The 20,674-nt window shown below is 51.6% G+C and carries 9 protein-coding genes, 3 tRNA genes and 13 pseudogenes; 13 read left to right on the forward strand and 12 right to left on the reverse strand.

Annotated features, from left to right (window positions below):
* Window positions 1-4: 4 nt before the first annotated feature.
* The 8 genes and pseudogenes from P2W74_RS19615 to P2W74_RS19650 all read right to left on the reverse strand — a co-directional run bounded on the left by P2W74_RS19615 (window position 5) and on the right by P2W74_RS19650 (window position 6,507).
* The gene (locus P2W74_RS19615; protein WP_276292902.1) at window positions 5-784 is read right to left on the reverse strand and encodes a metal-dependent hydrolase; all 780 of its coding nucleotides are present in this window, start codon (window positions 782-784) and stop codon (window positions 5-7) included.
* A pseudogene (locus tag P2W74_RS19620) lies at window positions 781-1,859 on the reverse strand (patatin-like phospholipase family protein). The gene P2W74_RS19615 and the pseudogene P2W74_RS19620 overlap by 4 nt, the downstream one beginning before the upstream one ends.
* Before the next feature lie 124 nt (window positions 1,860-1,983).
* Window positions 1,984-2,144: pseudogene (locus P2W74_RS19625) on the reverse strand (DUF1328 family protein).
* Between the two features lie 127 nt (window positions 2,145-2,271).
* Entirely contained in the window at window positions 2,272-2,889 is a 618-nt protein-coding gene (gene osmY, locus P2W74_RS19630) for a molecular chaperone OsmY (protein ID WP_192610976.1), read from the reverse strand.
* Window positions 2,890-3,294: 405 nt separating this feature from the next.
* Window positions 3,295-4,867, reverse strand: a pseudogene (gene prfC, locus P2W74_RS19635) (peptide chain release factor 3).
* A gap of 111 nt (window positions 4,868-4,978) precedes the next feature.
* Window positions 4,979-5,655: pseudogene (gene yjjG / locus P2W74_RS19640) on the reverse strand (pyrimidine 5'-nucleotidase).
* A 21-nt stretch (window positions 5,656-5,676) separates the two neighbouring features.
* A pseudogene (gene rimI, locus P2W74_RS19645) lies at window positions 5,677-6,125 on the reverse strand (ribosomal protein S18-alanine N-acetyltransferase).
* Complete coding sequence (locus P2W74_RS19650; RefSeq protein WP_276292904.1) at window positions 6,094-6,507, reverse strand: DNA polymerase III subunit psi; 414 nt, start codon at window positions 6,505-6,507, stop codon at window positions 6,094-6,096. The pseudogene rimI and the gene P2W74_RS19650 overlap by 32 nt, the downstream one beginning before the upstream one ends.
* Window positions 6,508-6,608: 101 nt before the next feature.
* Here P2W74_RS19650 and rsmC point away from each other — a divergent pair.
* The 4 genes and pseudogenes from rsmC (at window position 6,609) to P2W74_RS19670 (ending at window position 8,135) form a co-directional block, all read left to right on the forward strand.
* Window positions 6,609-7,642 (forward strand): annotated as a pseudogene (rsmC, locus tag P2W74_RS19655) (16S rRNA (guanine(1207)-N(2))-methyltransferase RsmC).
* 172 nt (window positions 7,643-7,814) lie between these two features.
* Window positions 7,815-7,901 (forward strand) — tRNA-Leu (locus P2W74_RS19660).
* A gap of 28 nt (window positions 7,902-7,929) precedes the next feature.
* Window positions 7,930-8,016: transfer RNA gene (locus tag P2W74_RS19665), tRNA-Leu, on the forward strand.
* 31 nt (window positions 8,017-8,047) lie between these two features.
* A tRNA-Leu gene (locus tag P2W74_RS19670) sits at window positions 8,048-8,135 on the forward strand.
* Between the two features lie 39 nt (window positions 8,136-8,174).
* Here the strand turns inward: P2W74_RS19670 and P2W74_RS19675 are convergent.
* A complete protein-coding gene (locus P2W74_RS19675; RefSeq protein WP_276292905.1) occupies window positions 8,175-8,450 on the reverse strand; it encodes a DUF1435 domain-containing protein in 276 nt (91 codons plus the stop codon).
* A gap of 217 nt (window positions 8,451-8,667) precedes the next feature.
* Here P2W74_RS19675 and P2W74_RS19680 point away from each other — a divergent pair.
* Together P2W74_RS19680 and fhuF are read left to right on the forward strand one after the other, a co-directional pair.
* Window positions 8,668-9,737: pseudogene (locus P2W74_RS19680) on the forward strand (GGDEF domain-containing protein).
* Between the two features lie 113 nt (window positions 9,738-9,850).
* A pseudogene (gene fhuF / locus P2W74_RS19685) lies at window positions 9,851-10,640 on the forward strand (siderophore-iron reductase FhuF).
* Between the two features lie 31 nt (window positions 10,641-10,671).
* Here fhuF and P2W74_RS19690 read toward each other — a convergent pair.
* Window positions 10,672-12,017 (reverse strand): annotated as a pseudogene (locus P2W74_RS19690) (PTS sugar transporter subunit IIC).
* 370 nt (window positions 12,018-12,387) lie between these two features.
* Between P2W74_RS19690 and P2W74_RS19695 the strand changes: the two are divergent.
* Window positions 12,388-12,846, forward strand: coding sequence for a YbaK/EbsC family protein (locus P2W74_RS19695; protein WP_276292906.1), 459 nt, complete (start codon window positions 12,388-12,390; stop codon window positions 12,844-12,846).
* 53 nt (window positions 12,847-12,899) lie between these two features.
* Here the strand turns inward: P2W74_RS19695 and bglJ are convergent, their stop codons facing one another.
* Window positions 12,900-13,574 (reverse strand): DNA-binding transcriptional activator BglJ, encoded by a 675-nt coding sequence (gene bglJ, locus P2W74_RS19700; protein WP_276292907.1) that lies wholly within the window; start codon window positions 13,572-13,574, stop codon window positions 12,900-12,902.
* Entirely contained in the window at window positions 13,535-14,257 is a 723-nt protein-coding gene (locus tag P2W74_RS19705) for a helix-turn-helix domain-containing protein (RefSeq protein ID WP_276292908.1), read from the reverse strand. Before P2W74_RS19705 ends, bglJ begins: the two co-directional genes overlap by 40 nt.
* 617 nt (window positions 14,258-14,874) lie before the next feature.
* On the opposite strand from P2W74_RS19705, the pseudogene P2W74_RS19710 reads away from it, so the two are divergent.
* From P2W74_RS19710 to opgB, 6 genes and pseudogenes are all read left to right on the forward strand, one after another.
* Window positions 14,875-15,651, forward strand: a pseudogene (locus tag P2W74_RS19710) (threonine/serine exporter family protein).
* A pseudogene (locus tag P2W74_RS19715) lies at window positions 15,642-16,117 on the forward strand (threonine/serine exporter). Before P2W74_RS19710 ends, P2W74_RS19715 begins: the two co-directional pseudogenes overlap by 10 nt.
* A 245-nt stretch (window positions 16,118-16,362) precedes the next feature.
* Window positions 16,363-16,791 (forward strand): primosomal protein DnaT, encoded by a 429-nt coding sequence (gene dnaT, locus P2W74_RS19720; RefSeq protein ID WP_412767200.1) that lies wholly within the window; start codon window positions 16,363-16,365, stop codon window positions 16,789-16,791.
* A 2-nt stretch (window positions 16,792-16,793) separates the two neighbouring features.
* Window positions 16,794-17,535, forward strand: a pseudogene (gene dnaC / locus P2W74_RS19725) (DNA replication protein DnaC).
* A gap of 58 nt (window positions 17,536-17,593) precedes the next feature.
* Entirely contained in the window at window positions 17,594-18,085 is a 492-nt protein-coding gene (locus P2W74_RS19730; RefSeq protein WP_276295232.1) for a YjjA family protein, read from the forward strand.
* Window positions 18,086-18,354: 269 nt separating this feature from the next.
* Window positions 18,355-20,654, forward strand: a pseudogene (gene opgB, locus P2W74_RS19735) (phosphatidylglycerol--membrane-oligosaccharide glycerophosphotransferase).
* Window positions 20,655-20,674: the final 20 nt, after the last annotated feature.

Below are 20,674 nucleotides of genomic sequence, written 5' to 3' on the forward strand. Positions count from 1 at the left end.
GCAATCAGAGATGAAAAAGCGTTGTGGTATTGCGATACAGCGCATCGGCAATCACCTCTTCAGGCTCCGGGCGCAACTCACATAGCACCTCAAACACTCTGACGGCCTGCTCCGGACGATTCGGCTGCCCCTGAAAACCGTTCAGCGGCATGTCCGGCGCATCCGTTTCCAGCAGTAAAGCGTCCAGTGGCAGTCGCGCCATGACATCGCGCGTTTTGCTGGCGCGAGGATACGTAATGGTGCCTCCCACGCCAATCTTATAGCCCAGTTGAACAAAGCGCTCGGCCTGTTGCAGGCTACCAGAGAAACCGTGTACCACGCCGGTTCGTGGCAAATTCTGGCGCTTAAGATGCATCGCCAGCGTGTCGTGCGTGCGACGGGAGTGGAGGATCACTGGCAGGCAATAGCGTTTCGCCAGTTTCAGCTGCGCCTCCAGCAGGTACTCTTGCCTTGCGAACTGAGGATCGTCCCGGTAAAGATCCAGGCCAATCTCCCCTACCGCCACCACTTTCTGTGGGCGTTTCTCCAGGATCTGTTGGAGCTGGTCCAGACAGTGGTCGGCGTGATGTTCAATGACAATAGGATGCAGACCGAGTGCGGCAAACAGCGGCGGGAACTGTTCCGTCAGCGCCAGCACACGTGAGAAGTTCGCCGATTCCGTTGCCGGGACGATGATTTTCCCCGACGCCGGCATCTGCAGGCGCGCTGAATACTGGCCCACTTCATCGCCGCAAAAAGGCGGAAAATCAAAATGACAGTGCGTATCGATAAAACACCCACTCACGCCAGATCCTCATTGTTAAACGATGTGTCATTGGCCTGTGGCGCACCGCTCATGGGTTTTCACATGCGCGTCGTTGGCCACCGGAGCGGCAGGGACCACTACCCTTCCCGGAACCACAATCTTCGGCGTATGACGGACTAACGGCGGGTTTTCCGCCAGCAGTTTACCCACCCGTCGCCAGGAAGTATCGCCCGCACAGGCGCCCGTTTTGTAATCTTCACGCAGTGCGGAATGCGGCTTCCAGCGCCATGCTTTTGTAAAGGTTTTTGGCGGGGTAGAGTCTCAAAGATACGTAATTTACCTGGCGGCTTTTCTATAAAGCGCTGAATTTCGCTGTAACTGGCTTCATGATGCTTCACCAGATTGACCAACGGCTGCAAACTGCTTTCCCCCAGCCAGCGTTCCATGCGCTTAAACCACTGTGGCGTATAGTACATCTGCGAGGGGACGGTGCGGATCACCACCAGCGTTTTTGCCCCTTGCTTTGCCGCTTCACGAACGGGGATCGCATCGCTGACGCCGCCATCCAGATAGCTGATACCATCAAGCTCGACGCCCGTTCGGTAGAATCCTGGAATGGCGCTGGAGGCGCGAAGAAGATCGAGCCAGTTTTGTTTCGTTGGCGAAAAATAGACCGGCGAGTAGTCATCGCCGCGACAGGCGCACATGTAAAACTTTTTCCCCTTTTCAAACAAGTGCGACGCGTTATCCAGTGCCAGAGGCATCTGCCCGGCGCTCGACTCCACCAGCCAGTCGAGATCGATGAGATTTCCCCCGCGCACAAAGCGAACCGGATCAAAGAATTCGCGCTTCGTGGTGTAACGCATGATGATTTTGCGCCCATAGCCGGGCTGATTGCAGAGGTAAGCCGAGAGGTTTTGCGCCCCTGCGGGAAGTACCGAAGTAGAGGTCAAAGGGGTTGAACTGCGCGCGCATGAACTCATCCAGCACCCCAGCGGTAAAAATCCCCCGCTGGCCCTCCACCTTCGCACACCAGTGCCATACTTCCCGGGCGGAATGCGTTTATTGTTAACGGCGCTATATTGCCGAGCGTGACGGGTATTCGCTGCCCCACCTCTGCCTTCCTGTTCTTTTTGTATTATAGAGCGACAAAGTAACGCAATTTTGGCCTGTGCTAAAACCGTAAAAGCCAGTCCGATAGACTGGCTTAGTATCAACAAAACGTTACGGATTGAGCGCTAGGGTCGTTTACGGCCCATAAACAGGCTGATCAGGAACAGGATAATCCCTACGACGAAGACAATTTTCGCTGCCCCTGCAGCGGTGCCGGCCAGTCCACCAAACCCCAGAGCGGCGCAATTAACCGCGATAACCAGAAATATAATGCCCAACGAAACATAAGCTCTCCTTTACCCTAGTTAATGTCGACCGCTTGAGATGAGCGCTCAGGCTGCTCATTTGCGATAGTTTTGAGTGTGGTGCACAGTGCGCCTCCCGACAAAGTCAGGAGGGCAAATTACGAAGAATTACTGAGTTTTCAGATCATTTTTGACGCTTTTCACGCCATCAACCGCTTTGGCGATACTTTCAGCGCGCTCGATTTGCGCCTGAGAGTCGACGGTACCGGAGAGCTGAACCACGCCATCGGTAGTCTCGACTTTCACTTTACGGGAGGGAACGGTGTCATCAGCCAGCAGCTTCGCTTTGATCTCGCTGGTGGTTGCCGTATCGCCTGCGTAGCCTTTCACGGAATCTGATTTGCTGTCACGAACATGAAGCTTGTCGCTGACGGAGCTCACGCCCTCAATGCCTTTTGCGACTTTGACAGCTTCTTCTGCCTGCGCCTGGCTTTCGACAAACCCACTGAGGGTCACCACTTTCTGGTCGGTTTTGACGGAGATATCGGTGCTCTTAATGCTTTCGTGGTCCACCAGTGCGGCTTTCACTTTCGCAGTGATGGTGCTGTCATCCATGAAATTACCGACTTTATTCATAGAGCTATCGATCTTTTGCCCTGCGCTTTCAGCCCCGGATTGCGCCTTATCCATCGTAGAGGTTTCTGCAAACGCAGAACCTGTCGCGACAGCGGAGGTCAGCATAACGGCCAGCAGAGTTTTAGAAATCTTAAGTCTTGTCATAGTCATCGATTAATTCCTGTATGGTTTGCTCATAATTTGAGCTCAGGCAACACGAGGTTGCATTGCTGAATGCGGTGAAAATCACCCAGTTCAGAAGTCAATGGCAGAGATCGCAATCAGCAATTCTTATGATGAAGCTCTGTCCTGATACCTTCTGAGTCAGTTTTTAATATCGCAATTTAAATTATTGATAGCTTTAACAACCAACATTCACAGAACAGGCAGTCGTAAAAGCCGTCAAAAATGTCATCACTTTGTTAAATATAGATCACAATCGCAAAATCGCTTGCCGAAACGGTCAAAAAATAGACAATCATAAGGAAAACAGAGGGATTTAAGAACATTCCGCAATGGGAAGACAAGAGGGAAAACGTCCGCAGAGCGCGGATATACCGCGCTCTGGAAGGCAGATTAGTGCTCGCGGGTTTTGCGGAACCGAACGTCAGGGTAACGTTCCTGCGTCAGGTTCAGGTTAACCATGGTTGGGGCGATATAGGTGAGGTTATCACCGCCATCCAGCGCCAGTTGGATTTCGTTTTTACGTTTGAACTCTTCGAATTTCTTCGCATCAGCGCATTCTACCCAGCGCGCTGTCGCCACGTTGACGGACTCATAAATCGCCTCAACGTTGTACTCGCTTTTCAAACGGGACACGACCACATCAAACTGCAGCACACCCACCGCGCCCACAATCAGATCGTTGTTAGCGATAGGACGGAACACCTGTACCGCGCCCTCCTCAGAGAGCTGCACCAGCCCTTTCAGCAGCTGCTTCTGCTTCAACGGATCTTTCAGGCGAATACGGCGGAACAGTTCCGGCGCGAAGTTCGGAATACCGGTGAACTTCATCATTTCGCCCTGGGTAAAGGTGTCACCGATCTGGATGGTGCCGTGGTTATGCAGACCGAGGATATCACCCGGATACGCCTCTTCCACGTGCGAACGGTCACCGGCCATAAAGGTCAGCGCATCAGAAATCACCACGTCTTTACCAATGCGCACCTGGCGCATCTTCATGCCTTTCTCGTACTTACCGGAAACGACGCGCATGAAAGCCACGCGGTCACGGTGTTTCGGGTCCATGTTGGCCTGAATTTTAAAGACGAAGCCGGTGAATTTCTCTTCTTCCGCTTCTACCACGCGCGTATCGGTTTTGCGCGGCATCGGCGCAGGCGCCCATTCCACCAAACCGTCGAGCATGTGATCTACACCGAAGTTACCCAGCGCGGTACCGAAGAAGACCGGGGTAATTTCACCCGCGAGGAACAGCTCCTGGTCAAATTCGTTAGAGGCGCCCTGCACCAGCTCCAGCTCATCGCGCAACTGCTGCGCCAAATCTTCACCGACGGCAGCGTCCAGTTCCGGGTTATTCAGACCTTTAACGATGCGCACTTCCTGGATAGTGTGACCTTTACCGGTCTGGTACAGGTAAGTTTCGTCTTTATAAAGGTGGTAAACACCCTTAAACAGCTTACCGCAGCCAATCGGCCAGGTGATCGGTGCACAGCCGATTTTCAGCTCGTTTTCCACTTCATCCAGCAGCTCCATCGGATCTCGGATGTCACGGTCGAGTTTGTTCATAAAGGTGAGGATCGGCGTATCGCGCAGACGGGTCACTTCCATCAGCTTACGGGTACGGTCTCCTACACCTTTCGCGGCGTCGATCACCATCAGGACAGCAGTCCACTGCCGTCAGCGTACGGTAGGTATCTTCCGAGAAATCTTCGTGCCCCGGGGTATCCCAGCAGGTTCACCAGACAATCATGATACGGAAACTGCATCACAGAGGTGGTAATGGAGATACCACGCTGCTTTTCCATTTCCATCCAGTCAGATTTTGCATGCTGGTTAGAACCACGGCCTTTTACCGTACGGCAGTCTGGATCGCCTGTCCGAATAACAGCACCTTTTCGGTGATGGTAGTTTTACCGGCATCCGGGTGAGAAATAATGGCAAAAGTGCGGCGTTTGGCCACCTCTTGCAAAAAGGAGAGACAACGTCATAGTCCAAATCTTCTTAGGTAAGCACGGCTAAGGCCGCGCATGTTGAATACGAAAAATTGCGGCTATTTTACCCATCAACAGGGGGGAGGCAATCAGTGTTTACACAGGAGCTGCTCCAGTTCGCTTAATGACGTCACCGTCCAGGTCGGTTCAATGCCCGCAGGCTGCTCACGACGATGCGCATTTAGCCAGCAGGTGGATAGCCCGGAATTGATACCACCCAGAATATCGGACTCCGCGGTATCGCCTACCATCAGCACACGGAACGATCAGGATTGCCCGCCTGCTCCAGCGCATAATCAAAAATACGCGGGTCCGGTTTCGCCACGCCAACCTGCTCAGAGATAACCAGCAGATCAAAATAGTCGCGCAGCCCGGTACGCTCAAGGCGAATTTGCTGCAACGCGGTAAATCCATTGGTGATAATGCCAATTTTCGTTTTACCGCGAATGGCGTTGAGCAGAGAGACAGCCCCCGGTAACGGCGAGCAAATTTCCGCCATCGCATTAATAAATGCGTCATTCAGCTGGCCCGACGGCACATTCAAACGTTCAGCCCAGTCCTGGAAACGTGCGTGTTGCAACTGTAATGAGCTAATCGCACCGTTTTGATAATCCACCCACAGAGGTTGATTGACGGCCTGGTAGTCCTGAAAATCTTCAGCGGTAAAGGTCACGCTATAGTCGAGAAACATCCGCTGTAAGCCGGTGAAGGAATCAAACGTAAACAGCGTTTCATCGGCATCAAAGAAAATCCAGTCCCACTTCATCATTACACCTTGCCTCTTTTATTACATACTTATAGGAAGTGCCATTATGACGGCGTCCTCACGCCCGTCCGCCAGTCGGATAATAGTTGCGGCGGATCGTTGCCTCGTTAAAGCCTAAGCTTTCATACAGCGCGATGGCGGCAACGTTAGAGGCGCGGACTTCCAGCCACAAACGTCAGAATGCCGCGTTTTTCCAGTTCATCGATGAGATGTTCCAGCAGTGCTCGTCCCAATCCCCGACGTTGAAAATCCGGGTCTACGGCAATATTAAACAGCGTCGCTTCATCCAGTACGACTTGCGTAATGGCAAAAGCCGCCAGCCTCCCGTCTACCGTCAATTGATAGTTGAGGTAGCGCTCGCCCTGATTACTGGCAAAAGTGTGTTCGCTCCACGGAAACGCATGGGCGCGTTTTTCAATCTGAAAGGCTGCAGGGAGATCAGTCGGATTGAGGGTAGAAATCGTGTTCATATGCGCAGATTTGTTGCCATAGTGCGGCGCGTGCCGTTGGGTTTGCCCGTAATTCATTAAACGCAGGAGTTGAGACCTGAGCGCCTTCCAGTAACAGCGGTTCTTCAGTGCCCAGCCGCCAGCTGTTGCAGCGACTCCCCTGCGGCAGCATCGTGACGCGGTCAGGCGTCAGTTGCAGTACCTGGTCCGGGCTGAGGGTCAGCGTGCGTAAAATATCGCTCATCAGCGGGTCGTTCAGCGCCGGTAAGTCCGCGGCAACCATGACCAGACGAACGTGCGCAGGAATTGAAATCGCGATCTCACCCTGCAGCGCACCAGGGCGACGCAGCGACCACTGCGTAATGCCCAATTGCTGTAACTGCCGGTCTCGTCGGGATGTCATAGCGAAACGCTCCTGTCTGTCAGGGGCGCAAATATAGCAAATTCGTCGAAACTGCGCAACAAACAACTATATTCGCCGCCTGGAACAATAGAGGAATTTTCATGTCTGCTTTTACCCCGGCAAGTGAAGTCTTGCTGCGTCACAGTGATGATTTCGAACAAAGCCGTATTCTGTTTGCCGGAGATTTGCAGGACGATCTGCCTGCCCGCTTCGAAAGTGCCGCCAGCCGCGTGCATACTCAGCAGTTTCACCACTGGCAGGTACTCAGCCGCCAGATGGGCGATCAGGCGCGTTATAGCCTGGTGGCGGAAGCCAGCGATGTCGCCGACAGCGACACATTCATCTACTACTGGCCGAAGAACAAGCCGGAAGCGCAGTTTCAGTTGATGAACATATTGTCACTGCTGCCTGTCGGCACGGACATTTTCGTGGTGGGTGAAAACCGTAGCGGTGTTCGCAGCGCAGAGCAGATGCTGGCCGAATACGCGCCGTTGAATAAAGTCGATAGCGCGCGCCGCTGCGGCCTGTACCACGGTCGTCTGGAAAAACAGCCGGTCTTTAATGCCGACGCATTCTGGGGTGAATATACTTGCGAAGGGCTTACCATTAAAACCCTGCCAGGCGTGTTTAGCCGTGACGGCCTGGATGTCGGCAGTCAGCTTTTGCTCTCAACGCTGACGCCACACACCAAAGGCAAAGTTTTGGATGTTGGCTGCGGCGCAGGCGTGCTGTCTGTCGCATTAGCGACCCACTCCCCGAAAGTGCGTCTGACCCTGTGCGATGTTTCCGCGCCTGCGGTTGAAGCCAGCCGGGCAACGCTTGCGGCGAACGGCATTGAAGGTGACGTATTCGCCAGCAATGTGTTCTCGGAAGTAACGGGGCGTTTTGACATGATCATCTCCAACCCGCCTTTCCATGATGGTGTACAGACCAGTCTTGACGCTGGCACAAACGTTATTCGCGGCGCCGTTCGTCATTTGAACAGCGGTGGAGAGCTGCGGATTGTCGCCAACGCCTTCCTGCCGTATCCGGAAAGTGCTGGATGAGATGTTTGGCTTCCACGAAGTCCATCGCACAAACCGGCCGCTTTAAGGTGTACCGCACGGTGATGACCGTTCAGGCGAAGAAAGCCTAATTTCGTCAATGTGAAGACCGGATACGATGCTTGCGCCTTGCATCCGGTCGCCACAAGCCAGGCCATTTTTACAGCAATCAATTCATCCCACGCAATTAACTATTGACGAACAGCTGAAAACCACTAGAATGCGCCTCCGTGGTAGTGATTCTTTTTTAAGAATCGATGGTATGCGAAGGTGGCGGAATTGGTAGACGCGCTAGCTTCAGGTGTTAGTGTCCTTACGGACGTGGGGGTTCAAGTCCCCCCCCTCGCACCATAAACCACGTTGATATTGCTCGCACTGGGCGAAGGTGGCGGAATTGGTAGACGCGCTAGCTTCAGGTGTTAGTGTTCTTACGGACGTGGGGGTTCAAGTCCCCCCCCTCGCACCAACGAGGCGATATCAAAAAGTAAGATGACTGTGCGAAGGTGGCGGAATTGGTAGACGCGCTAGCTTCAGGTGTTAGTGTCCTTACGGACGTGGGGGTTCAAGTCCCCCCCCCTCGCACCAATTATCTTATTTCCCACGCTGTTTTCCTCTATCTGTGTTTTATCCCTGATTCGCGTTGATTACCACCAGCATAATACCGCTCACCAGCGCCACACATGATGGCAGCAAAACAAAGTGTCGTAACTGCTTGTGATATAACATCAATGAAGTCAGTAGCAATCCTGACACTATCATCGCTTTCCATGCTTCGACAGACAGATCGGTAAACGCCAGTCCGGTAATCATCATTCCCGGCAACAATATCCCCCATCCACTGCCCAGCGCACGTTGCAACATGGTTTTACCTCTGACACCAATAATGATAATCAATATCATATGATATAATTTCTCATCTGTCAGCATGCCGCATTCGTCGCATCCATGAGTTTTACTTAACGATAGATGACATATTTTGGGCAAGGTGATAAATTGCTCGCTAGTTAACTTACAAACATCATAAAACGTATACCTATGTGAGTTTCTTCCTCGCACGTTATTTTTCACTTTAGCAACCCACTCAACGTATCCTGCAGATTAATAACGATATTCAGATATGACAGCACAATCCTGGCGATCACTTGCGCACCAAGAAATATCAATTTTCACTCCGCCTGTTTCTGTTTCTTAACGCTGCATCGGCACTGTTTGCATTAGCATTTCCTCTTTTTGAGGTCAGCACACTTCCCGCCCCTGCGATTTTTATCGTTGCCGCAAGCACGCTGTTATTGGTCTGGCATGGAAAATACGCCGATAAAAAAATCAGTCTTCCAGTCGTATCCCTGATATTTGGCATACTGTGGGGCGAGCCATATTGCAATGAAATACAGTATGTTAGGTCATAGTGATGACTCTTTTTTAATGATTTCCCTGCTAAGCGTGTTATTTATTGGCTCCATTGCTTTTGCTAACAACATCATCGCGTTTACGCTTCACTCGTTACCTTCGGTATTTGTCTGCTTATGGCTTAATGGCCATGAGCACGGAATACGGATCCTCTATTTAATGGCCTTGCCGATGGCAGGTATTGCCATCCAGAATGTGATCCAAAAGCGCTATGACCGCTTTGCCCAACAGCTGATGTACAAATTGCTGGAAGAGAGGGAGACACTGAACGGTCTGAGCATGCTGGGAGTCCGTTGACCGGTTTGTACAATCGTCGCGGTCTGCAAAATAAGCTGGAATACCCTGCTAGCCCTGGACACCCACGGGCACTACGTCTTACTTCTCGATATCGACCACTTCAAAGCCTACAACGATCATTACGGGCATATGATGGGCGATCAGGCGCTGATTCGCGTCTCTGCGGCTATTCGTGACGCCGTCCGTTCACGGGATATTGTCACCCGTTTTGGCGGCGAAGAATTCATGGTTCTGCTGACTGCAGCGGATCAACAACAGGCGCGAGTCACCGCCGAACAGATTCGCCAAAAAGTCTACGATCTCGAGATCCCGCATATGTTTAATGAGAGTACCGCGACAAATGTCACCATCAGCATCGGCATTGCGCCATTGGTCGATCAGGACATTGATGGCGCGATCTCCAGAGCCGATAAAGCGCTGTATGAGGCGAAAAACCAGGGGCGAAATAACACGCTGGTCTTCGATGAGCTCCCCCTCCCCTGATGGTTTAATCGTGCTACGCCGCAGAGGATAGCGACAAAGCACTTGCCATCGTTTCGCTCTATCGCTAGGATTGGTAATCATTATCATTTAGATTACTATCCAGATATAGCGCTATGGCCTATCGTTCTGCTCCCATTATTGAAGATGTCATCTGGCAAGCTCATCTCCCGTCAGGGGAGCCAACGCTTGCCGATGCTGTGCGTGAAACCATCGCGCAGACCCGCGAGCATCTACTGGATTTTATTCGTCTTGATGAACCCGCCCCGCAAGGCGTCATGACGCTGGCCCAGTGGTCCAGTCCCAGCGCTCTGAGCTCGTTGCTGGCGATTTATTCGGATCATATCTATCGCAATCAACCCGACACAGCCACGCGAAAATAAACCGCTGATATCTCTGTGGGCGCAATGGTATATCGGACTGATGGTTCCCCCGCTGATGCTGGCCCTGCTCACTCAGGAAAAAGCCATTGATGTTTCTCCTGAATATGTCAGCGTTGAGTTTCATGAAACGGGACGGGCAGCCTGTTTCTGGATTGACGTGCACCAGGATCACCGGGCGACGTTACACTCTCCCCAGCAACGGATGGAAACGCTGATTCTCCGGGCATTAATGCCCATCGTTCAGGCACTGGAAGCCACGGGAGAGATTAATAGCAAACTCATCTGGGGCAACACCGGGTATTTGATCCACTGGTATCTGACAGAAATGAAACCGTTACTGGGAGAAGAGTTGTGGGCGACGCTGCGCCAGACCTGCTTTTTCGAGAAAACTCTGTCTGGCGGCGAAGATAATCCTCTGTGGCGAACTGTCGTTCCCCGCGAAGGGCTTTTGGTACGCAGAACCTGCTGTCAGCGCTATCGCCTTCCTGATGTTCAACAGTGTGGCGACTGTACGTTAAAATAAGCAAGGAGCTATCGCCCCTTGCTTTTTCTCTTTATGCAACCTGCTGGCTTTCCTCTTCCGTACGCTGAGCTTCTTCAGCTTCCTGCGCCAGCAACTGTTTCTCGTACACCTTGAAGAACGGGAAATAAATAATGGCGGACACCAACGCCAGCACCACCACCAACACAGCAGCACGATAATCCCAGCCTAACGCCCATGCGGCCCCTACCGGCGCTGGCGCGGTCCAGGGAACAACGGAAATCACGCGCCCAATCAAGTCGAGTTTCATTGCCGCCCAGGCCAATATCGCGTTAACCATCGGCGCGAGCAGGAACGGAATAAAAAAGACCGGGTTCATGACAATCGGCGTACCGAAAATAACAGGCTCGTTAATATTGAAAATACTGGGAACCACACTCAAACGACCAATGGATCGCAGGTGGACAGAACGGCTACGCAGATAGCAAATCACCAGCCCCATTGTCGCACCGGACCCGCCCACAACAATAAAGAACGTCCAGAACGCTTCCATGAAGATGTGCGGCAGCGGTGCGCCCTGCGCCAACGCGGTCTGGTTCATCCCAAGATTGGTCAGCCAGAACATTTGTAGCATCCCGGAGACAATCGCGGCGCCGTGTATCCCCGCAAACCACAACAGATGGCCAATTAATACCGCGAGCAAAATCGCTGGCAGAGAATCAGCCGCAGAAACCAATGGCTTAAAGATCGCCATGATGGCTTGTGGGATCAGCATATCGAACTGCCCCTGGATCAGCAGACTCAGAGGGTACAGCGTGAGGACAACAACCAATACCGGAATCAGCAGATCAAAAGAGTTTTTGATCATCGGAGGAACCTGATCCGGCAGGCGAATACCAATATTGTGCGCTTTCAGGAAACGCATCATTTCGACGCAGTAAATCGCCACCAGAATCGCGGTAAAAATACCAGTGCCTCCGAGGCTGTCAGTCGGCAGGGGGCCTTTCGTTTTCGGGGCAGCAATCAGTAAAAACGCCATGATCGAAAGCATTGCGCACATAAATGGATCTAACTGATGCGACTTAACGTAGTGTTTCCCCAAGTTATATGCGATGGCCGCGCAAATATAGATGGACATGATCCCCATCGTCATATCAAACGGCGTGAGTATCTGACCTTCAAACTGTTTTGCCATATCCAGCCACGCACGGGCAAAACCCCAGGTGGTATCCGAAGAAAGGGGAGGATAGGCAAACACCAGCAGGAACGATTCCGACAATCATAAACGGCATCGCCGAGATAAACCCATCGCGGATCGCCATCACGTGGCGCTGTGAGGATATACGCCCGGCAACGGGGCTAACGTAGTTTTCAACAAACCGAAAAATCACATTAAACACAGGCATGGTTGGTAGACATATCCGTTCTCCAGTCTGTCAAAACAACGTAGACATGCAGGCAGCAGCAACACCGCCACGTAAGAATCCATTACCACTTTTCGCAACCGGTGCCGGAATAAGGACCCGCGATACAGCGTAGAGAATCAAGTTTCATAGATGGCTCTTATTATGTGATACAGAGGAAGTGACAATTTTAGTATTAATCTCTCCCTCCCGTACCGCAACCGGTTACTGTAACCGGTTTCTGTGATTGTGAAGACGATCTAATATTTGAGCATGTTACTGGTTTGTTACATTAAAATATTTACAGCGATACTTTCCTTATGACAAATTACGCCACGCAGTTTTCCGAAGAACAGGGGCTGCTTACACCGCGTCAGGAGGAATGAATGAGTCTGCAATCTGTACGGCAATTTCTGGCCGAATATGCCCCGGATATTGAAATTATCGAATTAGATCAGAGTACAGCAACGGTTGAACTGGCTGCGAAAGCCCATAATGTGGAACTGGGACAAATTGCAAAAACACTTTCACTCAAAGTGAAAGACAACATTATTTTGGTTGTCGCCAAAGGTGATGTCCGCCTGGACAATAAGAAGCTCAAAGAAACATTTGGGGCGAAAGCGCGTATGCTCAGTTTTGATGAAGTGGTGAGTGCAACAGGTCATCCGCCAGGCGGCGTCTGCCCTTTTGGTCTGGAAACGCCTCTGCCAGTCTATTGTGATGTCTCCCTCAGGCATTACACGGAGGTATTGCCTGCTGCTGGCGCAACGAATAGTGCAATAAGAATCGCACCTGAAAGAATGGCCGAACTGACTTCAGCGACCTGGATTGATGTCTGCCAGTGATCTGCCGTTAGGTCTGAAGAGTGCGCCTTGTTCGCTCTTTCGGGTACGCCGCATTATGCCGTGTGCAGCGTAGAACGGGGGTCCACGGCGCGCAGAGACAGCAAAATATCTGCCGCATCCAGCAACCCGGCATCAGAACTCACGCCCAGCTTGGACATCACATTAAATTTATGCGCCCGGATCGTTTTGATATTACGTTCAAGCTGCACGGCTATCTGAATCATCGAATAGCCGTGCGACATAAACCGTAATATTTCACGCTCAGTAGGGCTTATCATACGACTCTGACTGGTGTACCAAAGATTGCTGCTGTTTTCTGTCACCCGACGTACGCCGTTGAGCGCTAAAAACAGCTGTTCTTGTAAACCACTCAGCGACGATGACTTACTTAATACACCATCCAGTTGCGATGGTGATAGAGAGCCAATAAGGCGGGCTTCATTATCGTCATCGGCAATGACCAGCTGACGCATACGCGGGAAATCGATCGCCAGTTCCGTCAGGCACGCCAACCCTACCCGACGATCTTCTCGTATTGCAGAAAGGGAGAAGATAACCGCAGAAAAGGGAATATTTACCATCGCCGTTTTAAATTCAGACTGATTAGAAAAGAGATGAAGCTGATAGAGACATTCAGGGTCTGAATTAAATAAACTCTTAATACCAATACTGCTCATTACGCACTTTTCTACCAGTGCGACATTTCTCTTGATGATTCTTTTTTCCATTCCGTGGTATCTCCATAAACTGAAGGTAAGTTCAGTTCTCTTGCTCCTTGAGAACTGTTAATCCATGCGTACATTTCGGCATTACTGTGTATGGATAAACGACGCATGGCACTGTTTTTCTGGGCACTGATGGTTTTATTACTCTTCTTCAACAACGTCGCTATTTGATTAATTCCCCACCCTTTTCCGAGAAGCCGTAATACTTTTCGTTCCGATAGCGTAAGAACCATCGACTGTCCGCCATAATCAATCATGTCTTGCAGTGCCGGAGTCATCAGCGCTTTACTGATTCGCTCCGCGCTATAATTACCTGAACGAATAGCATTAACCACGCTTTCGACCGGATCCTCGTCCGAAAGCAACGTCGTGGCAGGCCCCATCAATAGCTCAACGGCCGAAGGGTAGTAAGTGTGTGAAACGAGAAAAATCCAATGAATATCATGATATTGCGTTAATAACGTATAAAACTGCTCACAAACAGCACGAGGTTGATTGCACTCCCCCGTTAAATCGACCAACACCAGTTCAGAACGGCGCAGCTGTAACAACGTGAGCTCTTCGACTGAACGGCAGAATGTTAACTCATGATCGGGAAAGTGACCCAGGATGACGCCTCTTAGGCCAGCCTGGATAACGGGTATTTTACTGATAACAATTCCATTTTTGTAGCGTCCTGGCAACATATGCCCTCCATATTCACATCCTTTCTCATTTTCACCGTTATTAATAAATTACACATATATATAGTGAGGTGAAAAATAAAATTAATTAACAATGTGAATTATTCCATTATTTTATTTTTATACATAGTGACTGCGACCATACCAGAACTCACATAGTATAAGATCCTCTTAACATTATCACATAGTGTTTTATAAAAACAATTACCTCACAATTAAATAAACCAAATTGAATTATCAGGTATTTTAAGATGAATTAATTTCATTTAATAAATTCACAATATGTTTTTGGCAACATCTACTTATCTTCCCTGATGAATGGAGAGGAAGTATAGTCGCATCAAGTAATCCCCGCATAATCATAATGCTACCGATAGACGGTTGCGGAATATCGGCAGTGCGCTTCACTTCACTCGTCCTCGTTGACACAACCTGATTAATGCACTGCAATGATGAGTCTCACTGCAAAACGGAGGGCAACATTGTTCAAATGCTCAAGCCCATCGTGCTGACGTTTTTTTCAACACAAAGATTGATCCTGGCCAGAGCCAATGGACTCATACTTCGTGTTACAAAGAAGACTTTGTCATTTTTACCCGTCTTTTCAATCAGGGCGAGTCATGCAAACAGAGCAGTTGTTACAACGAACGGTTACACGGTTATGCATTCAATGCGGGCTTTTTTTATTGCAGCACGAGCAGAAGCGCACTGGTTGATGATAACTCTCCACGCGTCTTGGTCTGGCGCTAGGGATGGACAGCGTAGAAAGCGCCATCTCTTCTAACGCCATCGTTCTCACCACCATTAAAGACGGTCACTGTCTGACGTCGACGCGGAAGAATCAGGATCGTGGCATTAATATGCACGTTGTCACGGAAGTTCAACACATTGTGATTCTGGCCGAGCACAAACTCCTGGACTGCCGGGGGGTCGAGAAGCGTTTTAGCCAAATCAGACCGTTACGTTATCCGCGATGGCTGGTGGCTTTCATGGTCGGACTTTCCTGCGCCTGTTTCTGCAAACTGAATAAGGGCGGATGGGACGGCGCGGTGATCACCTTTTTCGCCAGCATGGTGGCCATGTATATCCGTCAGTTTCTGGCGCACCGACATCTCCATCCGCAAATCAACTTTTGTATTACCGCCTTTGTTGCCACGACCATCTCCGGTCTGTTACTGCGTCTGGACACGTTCAGCCAAACCCCGACCATCGCGATGGCGGCCAGCGTACTGCTGCTGGTACCGGGATTTCCACTGATTAACTCTGTCGCCGATATGTTTAAGGGCCACATTAATACCGGGCTGGCGCGCTGGGCGATCGCCAGCCTGCTGACGCTGGCGACCTGTGTGGGCGTCGTGATGTCTTTAACGCTGTGGGGGCTTCGCGGATGGGTGTGATCGATTTCGTTCTTGCTCTCGTGCAGGACATGATTTTGTCGGCAATCCCTGCCGTCGGGTTCGCCATGGTCTTTAACGTCCCACACCGGGCGCTGCCCTGGTGCGCCCTGCTGGGTGCACTGGGGACACGGGTCGCGGATGGCGATGATGACCGCCGGGTTTAACATTGAATGGTCGACCTTTATGGCCTCGCTGTTGGTCGGCAGTATCGGAATCCAGTGGTCGCGCTGGTATCTGGCGCACCCGAAGGTCTTCACCGTGGCGGCCGTTATCCCTATGTTTCCCGGGGATCTCCGCCTACACGGCGATGATTTCCGCCGTTAAGATCGGTCATTTTGGCTACAGCGATCCTCTGATGATCACCTTGCTGACCAATTTTCTGAAAGCCTCATCCATTGTCGGCGCGCTCTCCATCGGGCTTTCCGTGCCGGGGCTTTGGCTGTACCGCAAACGCCCACGCGTTTGATTCCCCCTCTTCTGGTATCACCTGGCGAATAAGAGGCGGTCATCCCGCCTCCCTGCCGCTTCTGGTCATCGGTGTGTTACTATAAAAACAGTCTCCCTTCTCGGTTGTTGTTCCGTATTGAGAAACATTATGTCTTGCAGAATTTTAACCCCGGACGTCATCGGTATTGGACGCATTAGTCCACGATCACAACGCTCGTGCTGGCAAAAATCGGCTGACGGCGCGGTCGCGTATTTGCCAATAATGTGCCCGCATTTTATGCCGTCACGCCTGCCCGCCTGGCAGAGTTGCTGGCGCTTGAAGAAAAACTGTCGCGCCCGGGAAGCGACATTACGCTGGACGCGCAGTTTTACGAAGAGCCGCAGGCCACGCCCGTTGCGGTACCGATGGGGAAATTTGCGATGTATCCTGCCTGGCAGCCGGACGCCGACTTCCAGCGTCAGGCGGCATTATGGGGCGTCGCGTTAAGCGAGCCGGCGACAGCGGAAGAGCTGGCGTCATTTGTGGCTTACTGGCAGGCGGAAGGCAAAGTCTTTCAACCATGTTCAGTGGCAGCACAAAAGCTGGCGCGCAGTCTCCAGATTGGCCGCTCCAGTAATGGCGGAATGCCCAAACGTGATGTGAATAGCATTAGCGAACCTGACAACCACATTCCACCGGGATTTAGAGGGTAACGATGAAAAACGTTGGCGATCTGATGAAACGTCTGCAAAAAATGATGCCGGCGAACGTAGTACCTGCGTTTAAAACAGGCGAAGAACTGCTGGCATGGACAAAAGAACAAGGTGAAATTCGCGCTGCCGCGCTGGCCCGTGAAAACCGGGCGATGAAGATGCAGCGCACATTCAACCGTTCCGGGATCCGCCCATTGCATCAAAACTGCTCTTTCGAGAACTATCGGGTTCGAGTGCGACGGTCAAATGAATGCGCTCAGCAAAGCCCGACAGTATGTAGAAGAGTTCGATGGCAACATCGCCAGTTTTATCTTCTCGGGTAAGCCCGGCACCGGGAAAAACCACCTTGCGGCGGCGATCTGCAACGAGTTGCTCCTGCGGGGAAAATCAGTCCCTGATCATTACCGTCGCCGATATTATGTCAGCGATGAAAGAGACCTTCACGAATCGTGAAACCAGTGAAGAACAGTTACTCAACGACCTGAGCAACGTCGATCTGCTGGTGATCGACGAGATTGGCGTGCAAACCGAGTCCCGTTACGAAAAAGTGATCATCAATCAGATCGTCGATCGTCGCTCATTCCTCAAAACGCCCTACCGGCATGCTGACCAACAGCAACATGGAAGAGATGAGCAAATTGCTCGGCGAGCGTGTGATGGATCGTATGCGTTTGGGCAACAGTTTTGTGGGTAAATTTCAACTGGGATAGCTATCGTAGCCGTGTGACCGGAAAAGAGTATTAAGACCATTCTTAATACTAGCAGCGCTATACTTTCGCTGAAAAGGCACATACGAGTTACCATTATGAAAACAACAAAACGCATTCTGCGCTGCGCGATTGCCGCCAGCGCACTCATCTCCACCAGCATTTTCGCATCCTCCTGGCAGGATTCACTCTCCAGCGCGGCCAACGAACTCAGCAAAAGCACCAGTTCAGAGCAGAGCAGCACGTCGCTCTCCTCCCTCACCAGTCTGTTAAATGGCAGCACTGACGCGTTGAGCGCCAGCAACATGAACAACGCGGCGGGGATTTTGCAGTATTGCGCCAAACAAAAACTCGCCGTCGCGACCGATGCGGAAAACGTCAAAAATCAGGTTCTGGATAAACTGGGCTTGAGCGCAAACGAGCAAAAACAGGATACCAACTATATGGACGGTATTCAGGGTTTGCTGAACACCAAAGATGGCCAGCAGTTGAATCTGAGCAACATCGGCAGCACGCCGCTGGCGGAGCAAGTCAAAACCAAAGCCTGCGATTTGGTACTTAAGCAAGGCATGAGTTTCATTTCCTGATCGCTCCACACGCCGCGTTTTAGCGCTTGTGCAAGAAACGCGGCCTTAATCCCTCTCTTTTCTCCCCTCACCCCTTGATATTCGCCGGAATCACGCGAAGTGATGGCGATCAAAAAATACGCTTTCTAAACCAATTCTGAATAACAACGTAATTTAATGTCACTAGAATTGCAGCAGTGTAACATCGCAATTACATTGTATAACCCCGAAAAAGATTAGCCCTCCTGATATTTAGCCGGGAGGAGCAGGCTATAACTGAGGATCGTTAGTTGTCTGAATTACTGTCCATCGCCCTGTTTCTCGCCTCTGTGCTGATTTATGCCTGGAAAGCGGGTCGTAACACCTGGTGGTTTGCAGCCACTCTGACGGTGCTTGGCTTATGTGTTGTCCTGAACATTACACTTTATGCCAGCGACTACTTTACCGGTGACGGCATTAACGATGCGTGTGCTCTACACGTTGACCAACAGCCTGACGGGCGCAGGCGTCAGTAAATACCTTCTTCCGGGCGCGGGGATCGTTCTTGCGCTGACGCTGGTTTTTGGTGCGCTGGGCTGGATTCTTCGCCGCCGTCGGCACCATCCTCACCACGTAGGTTATAGCCTGCTGGCACTGCTGCTGGCGCTGGGTTCGGTAGACGCCAGCCCGGCGTTTCGTCAGATTACCGAACTGGTGAAATCGCAGTCCCGCGATGGCGATCCTGATTTCACGGCTTATTACAAAGAGCCGTCGAAAACGATCCCCAACCCCAAACTGAATCTGGTCTATATCTACGGCGAAAGCCTCGAACGCACCTATTTTGACAATGATGCCTTCCCGGATCTCACCCCAGAACTGGGCGCGCTGAAAAACGAAGGGCTGGATTTCAGTCAAACCATGCAATTGCCGGGCACGGATTACACCATTGCCGGGATGGTGGCCTCTCAGTGCGGAATTCCCCTGTTTGCGCCCTTTGAAGGCAACGCCTCGGCATCGGTTTCGAGCTTCTTCCCACAAAATATCTGCCTTGGCGATATCCTGAAGAACTCCGGCTACCAGAACTACTTTGTTCAGGGCGCGAACCTGCGTTTTGCAGGTAAAGATGTGTTCCTGAAATCCCACGGCTTCGATCATCTCTACGGTGCCGAAGAGTTAAAAACCGTGGTCGCGGACCCAACGTATCGTAATGACTGGGGTTTCTACGACGATACGGTACTCGACGAGGCATGGAAAAAGTTTGAAGAACTCTCTCGCTCCGGCCAGCGTTTCTCGCTGTTTACAGCTGACCGTCGCACACCCATCACCCGGATGGATTTATCTCAGCGCACCTGCAACGTAAACGCTACGACTTCGACGCAAGCCCAAACCCAGGTCATTTAGCGCCGTCAGCTGCAGCCAGGAAAACATCGCCCAGTTTATCAATAGAATCAAAGCATCGCCGTGGTTTAAAGACACCGTCATCGTCGTCTCTTCCGATCATCTGGCGATGAACAACACCGCATGGAAGTACCTGAATAAGCAGGATCGCAGCAACCTGTTTTTCGTTCTGCGCGGCGACCAGCCTCAGCAAGAGACGCTGGCGGTCAAACGCAACACGATGGATAAACGGCGCGACCGTGCTCGATATTCTCGGCGGGGATAACTTTATTGGACTCGGGCGCAGCAGCTTGTCCGGCGAATCCATGTCGCTGGTATTCCTGAAACATTAAAGAGAAAAGTTCTGGCGTGGAAACCCGACATCATCCGCTTGTGGAATTTCCCCAAAGAGATGAAAACGTTCACCATCGATCAGGATAAAAGCATGATCGCCTTCTCGGGCAGCCATTTCCGTTTGCCGCTGCTGCTGCGCGTCTCAAACAATCAGCGTTGAACCGCTGCCAGAAAGCGAATACTCCGCGCCGCTACGCTTTCAGCTGGCGGATTTCGCCCCACGCGACAACTTTGTTTGGGTCGACCGCTGCTACAAAATGGCGCAACTGTGGTCGCCGGAACTGGCGCTCTCCACCGACTGGTGTGTCTCGCAGGGCCAGTTGGGCGGAGAACAAGTCGTACAGCACGTGAACAAAGCACAGTGGAAGGCAAGACGGCGTTTAAGAACACCATCATCGATATGGAACGCTATAAAGGCAACGTAGATACGCTGAAAATCGTCGATAACGATATTCGCTACAAAGCGGACAGTTTCGTCTTTAACGTCGCCGGCGCGCCGGAAGAAGTGAAGCAGTTTAGCGGCATCTCTCGCCCGGAATCCTGGGGGCGCTGGTCCAACGCGCAACTGGGAGAAGAGGTCAAAATCGAGTACAAGACGCCGTTGCCCAAAAAATTCGATCTGGTGATCACCGCCAAAGCCTACGGCGCGAACGCCGATCGCCCCATTCCGGTACGTGTGGGCAAAGAAGAACAGATACTGCGGTTAGGTAACGATGTCACCACGACCACACTGCATTTTGACAATCCGGAAGCGGCCAGCACGCTGGTGATCGCGCCACCCGACCCGCAATCCACCAACGAGGGCAACATTCTGGGGCACTCGCCGCGTAAACTGGGGATAGGTATGGTGGAAATCAAAGTGATCAATGCCGAAGGATAACCCCGTGTGGAGAGCATCGG

Source organism: Citrobacter enshiensis (assembly GCF_029338175.1).
GTDB lineage: Bacteria > Pseudomonadota > Gammaproteobacteria > Enterobacterales > Enterobacteriaceae > Citrobacter_D > Citrobacter_D enshiensis.

What these genes read in the sequence shown, in the direction of transcription:
- P2W74_RS19675 (WP_276292905.1), bottom strand. Translation starts at nt 8,450, where the DNA reads ATGATATTGATTATCATTATTGGTGTCAGAGGTAAAACCATGTTGCAA.
- P2W74_RS19650 (WP_276292904.1), bottom strand. Translation starts at nt 6,507, where the DNA reads ATGACATCCCGACGAGACCGGCAGTTACAGCAATTGGGCATTACGCAG.
- P2W74_RS19695 (WP_276292906.1), top strand. Translation starts at nt 12,388, where the DNA reads ATGAGTCTGCAATCTGTACGGCAATTTCTGGCCGAATATGCCCCGGAT.
- P2W74_RS19705 (WP_276292908.1), bottom strand. Translation starts at nt 14,257, where the DNA reads ATGTTGCCAGGACGCTACAAAAATGGAATTGTTATCAGTAAAATACCC.
- bglJ (WP_276292907.1), bottom strand. Translation starts at nt 13,574, where the DNA reads ATGGAAAAAAGAATCATCAAGAGAAATGTCGCACTGGTAGAAAAGTGC.
- osmY (WP_192610976.1), bottom strand. Translation starts at nt 2,889, where the DNA reads ATGACTATGACAAGACTTAAGATTTCTAAAACTCTGCTGGCCGTTATG.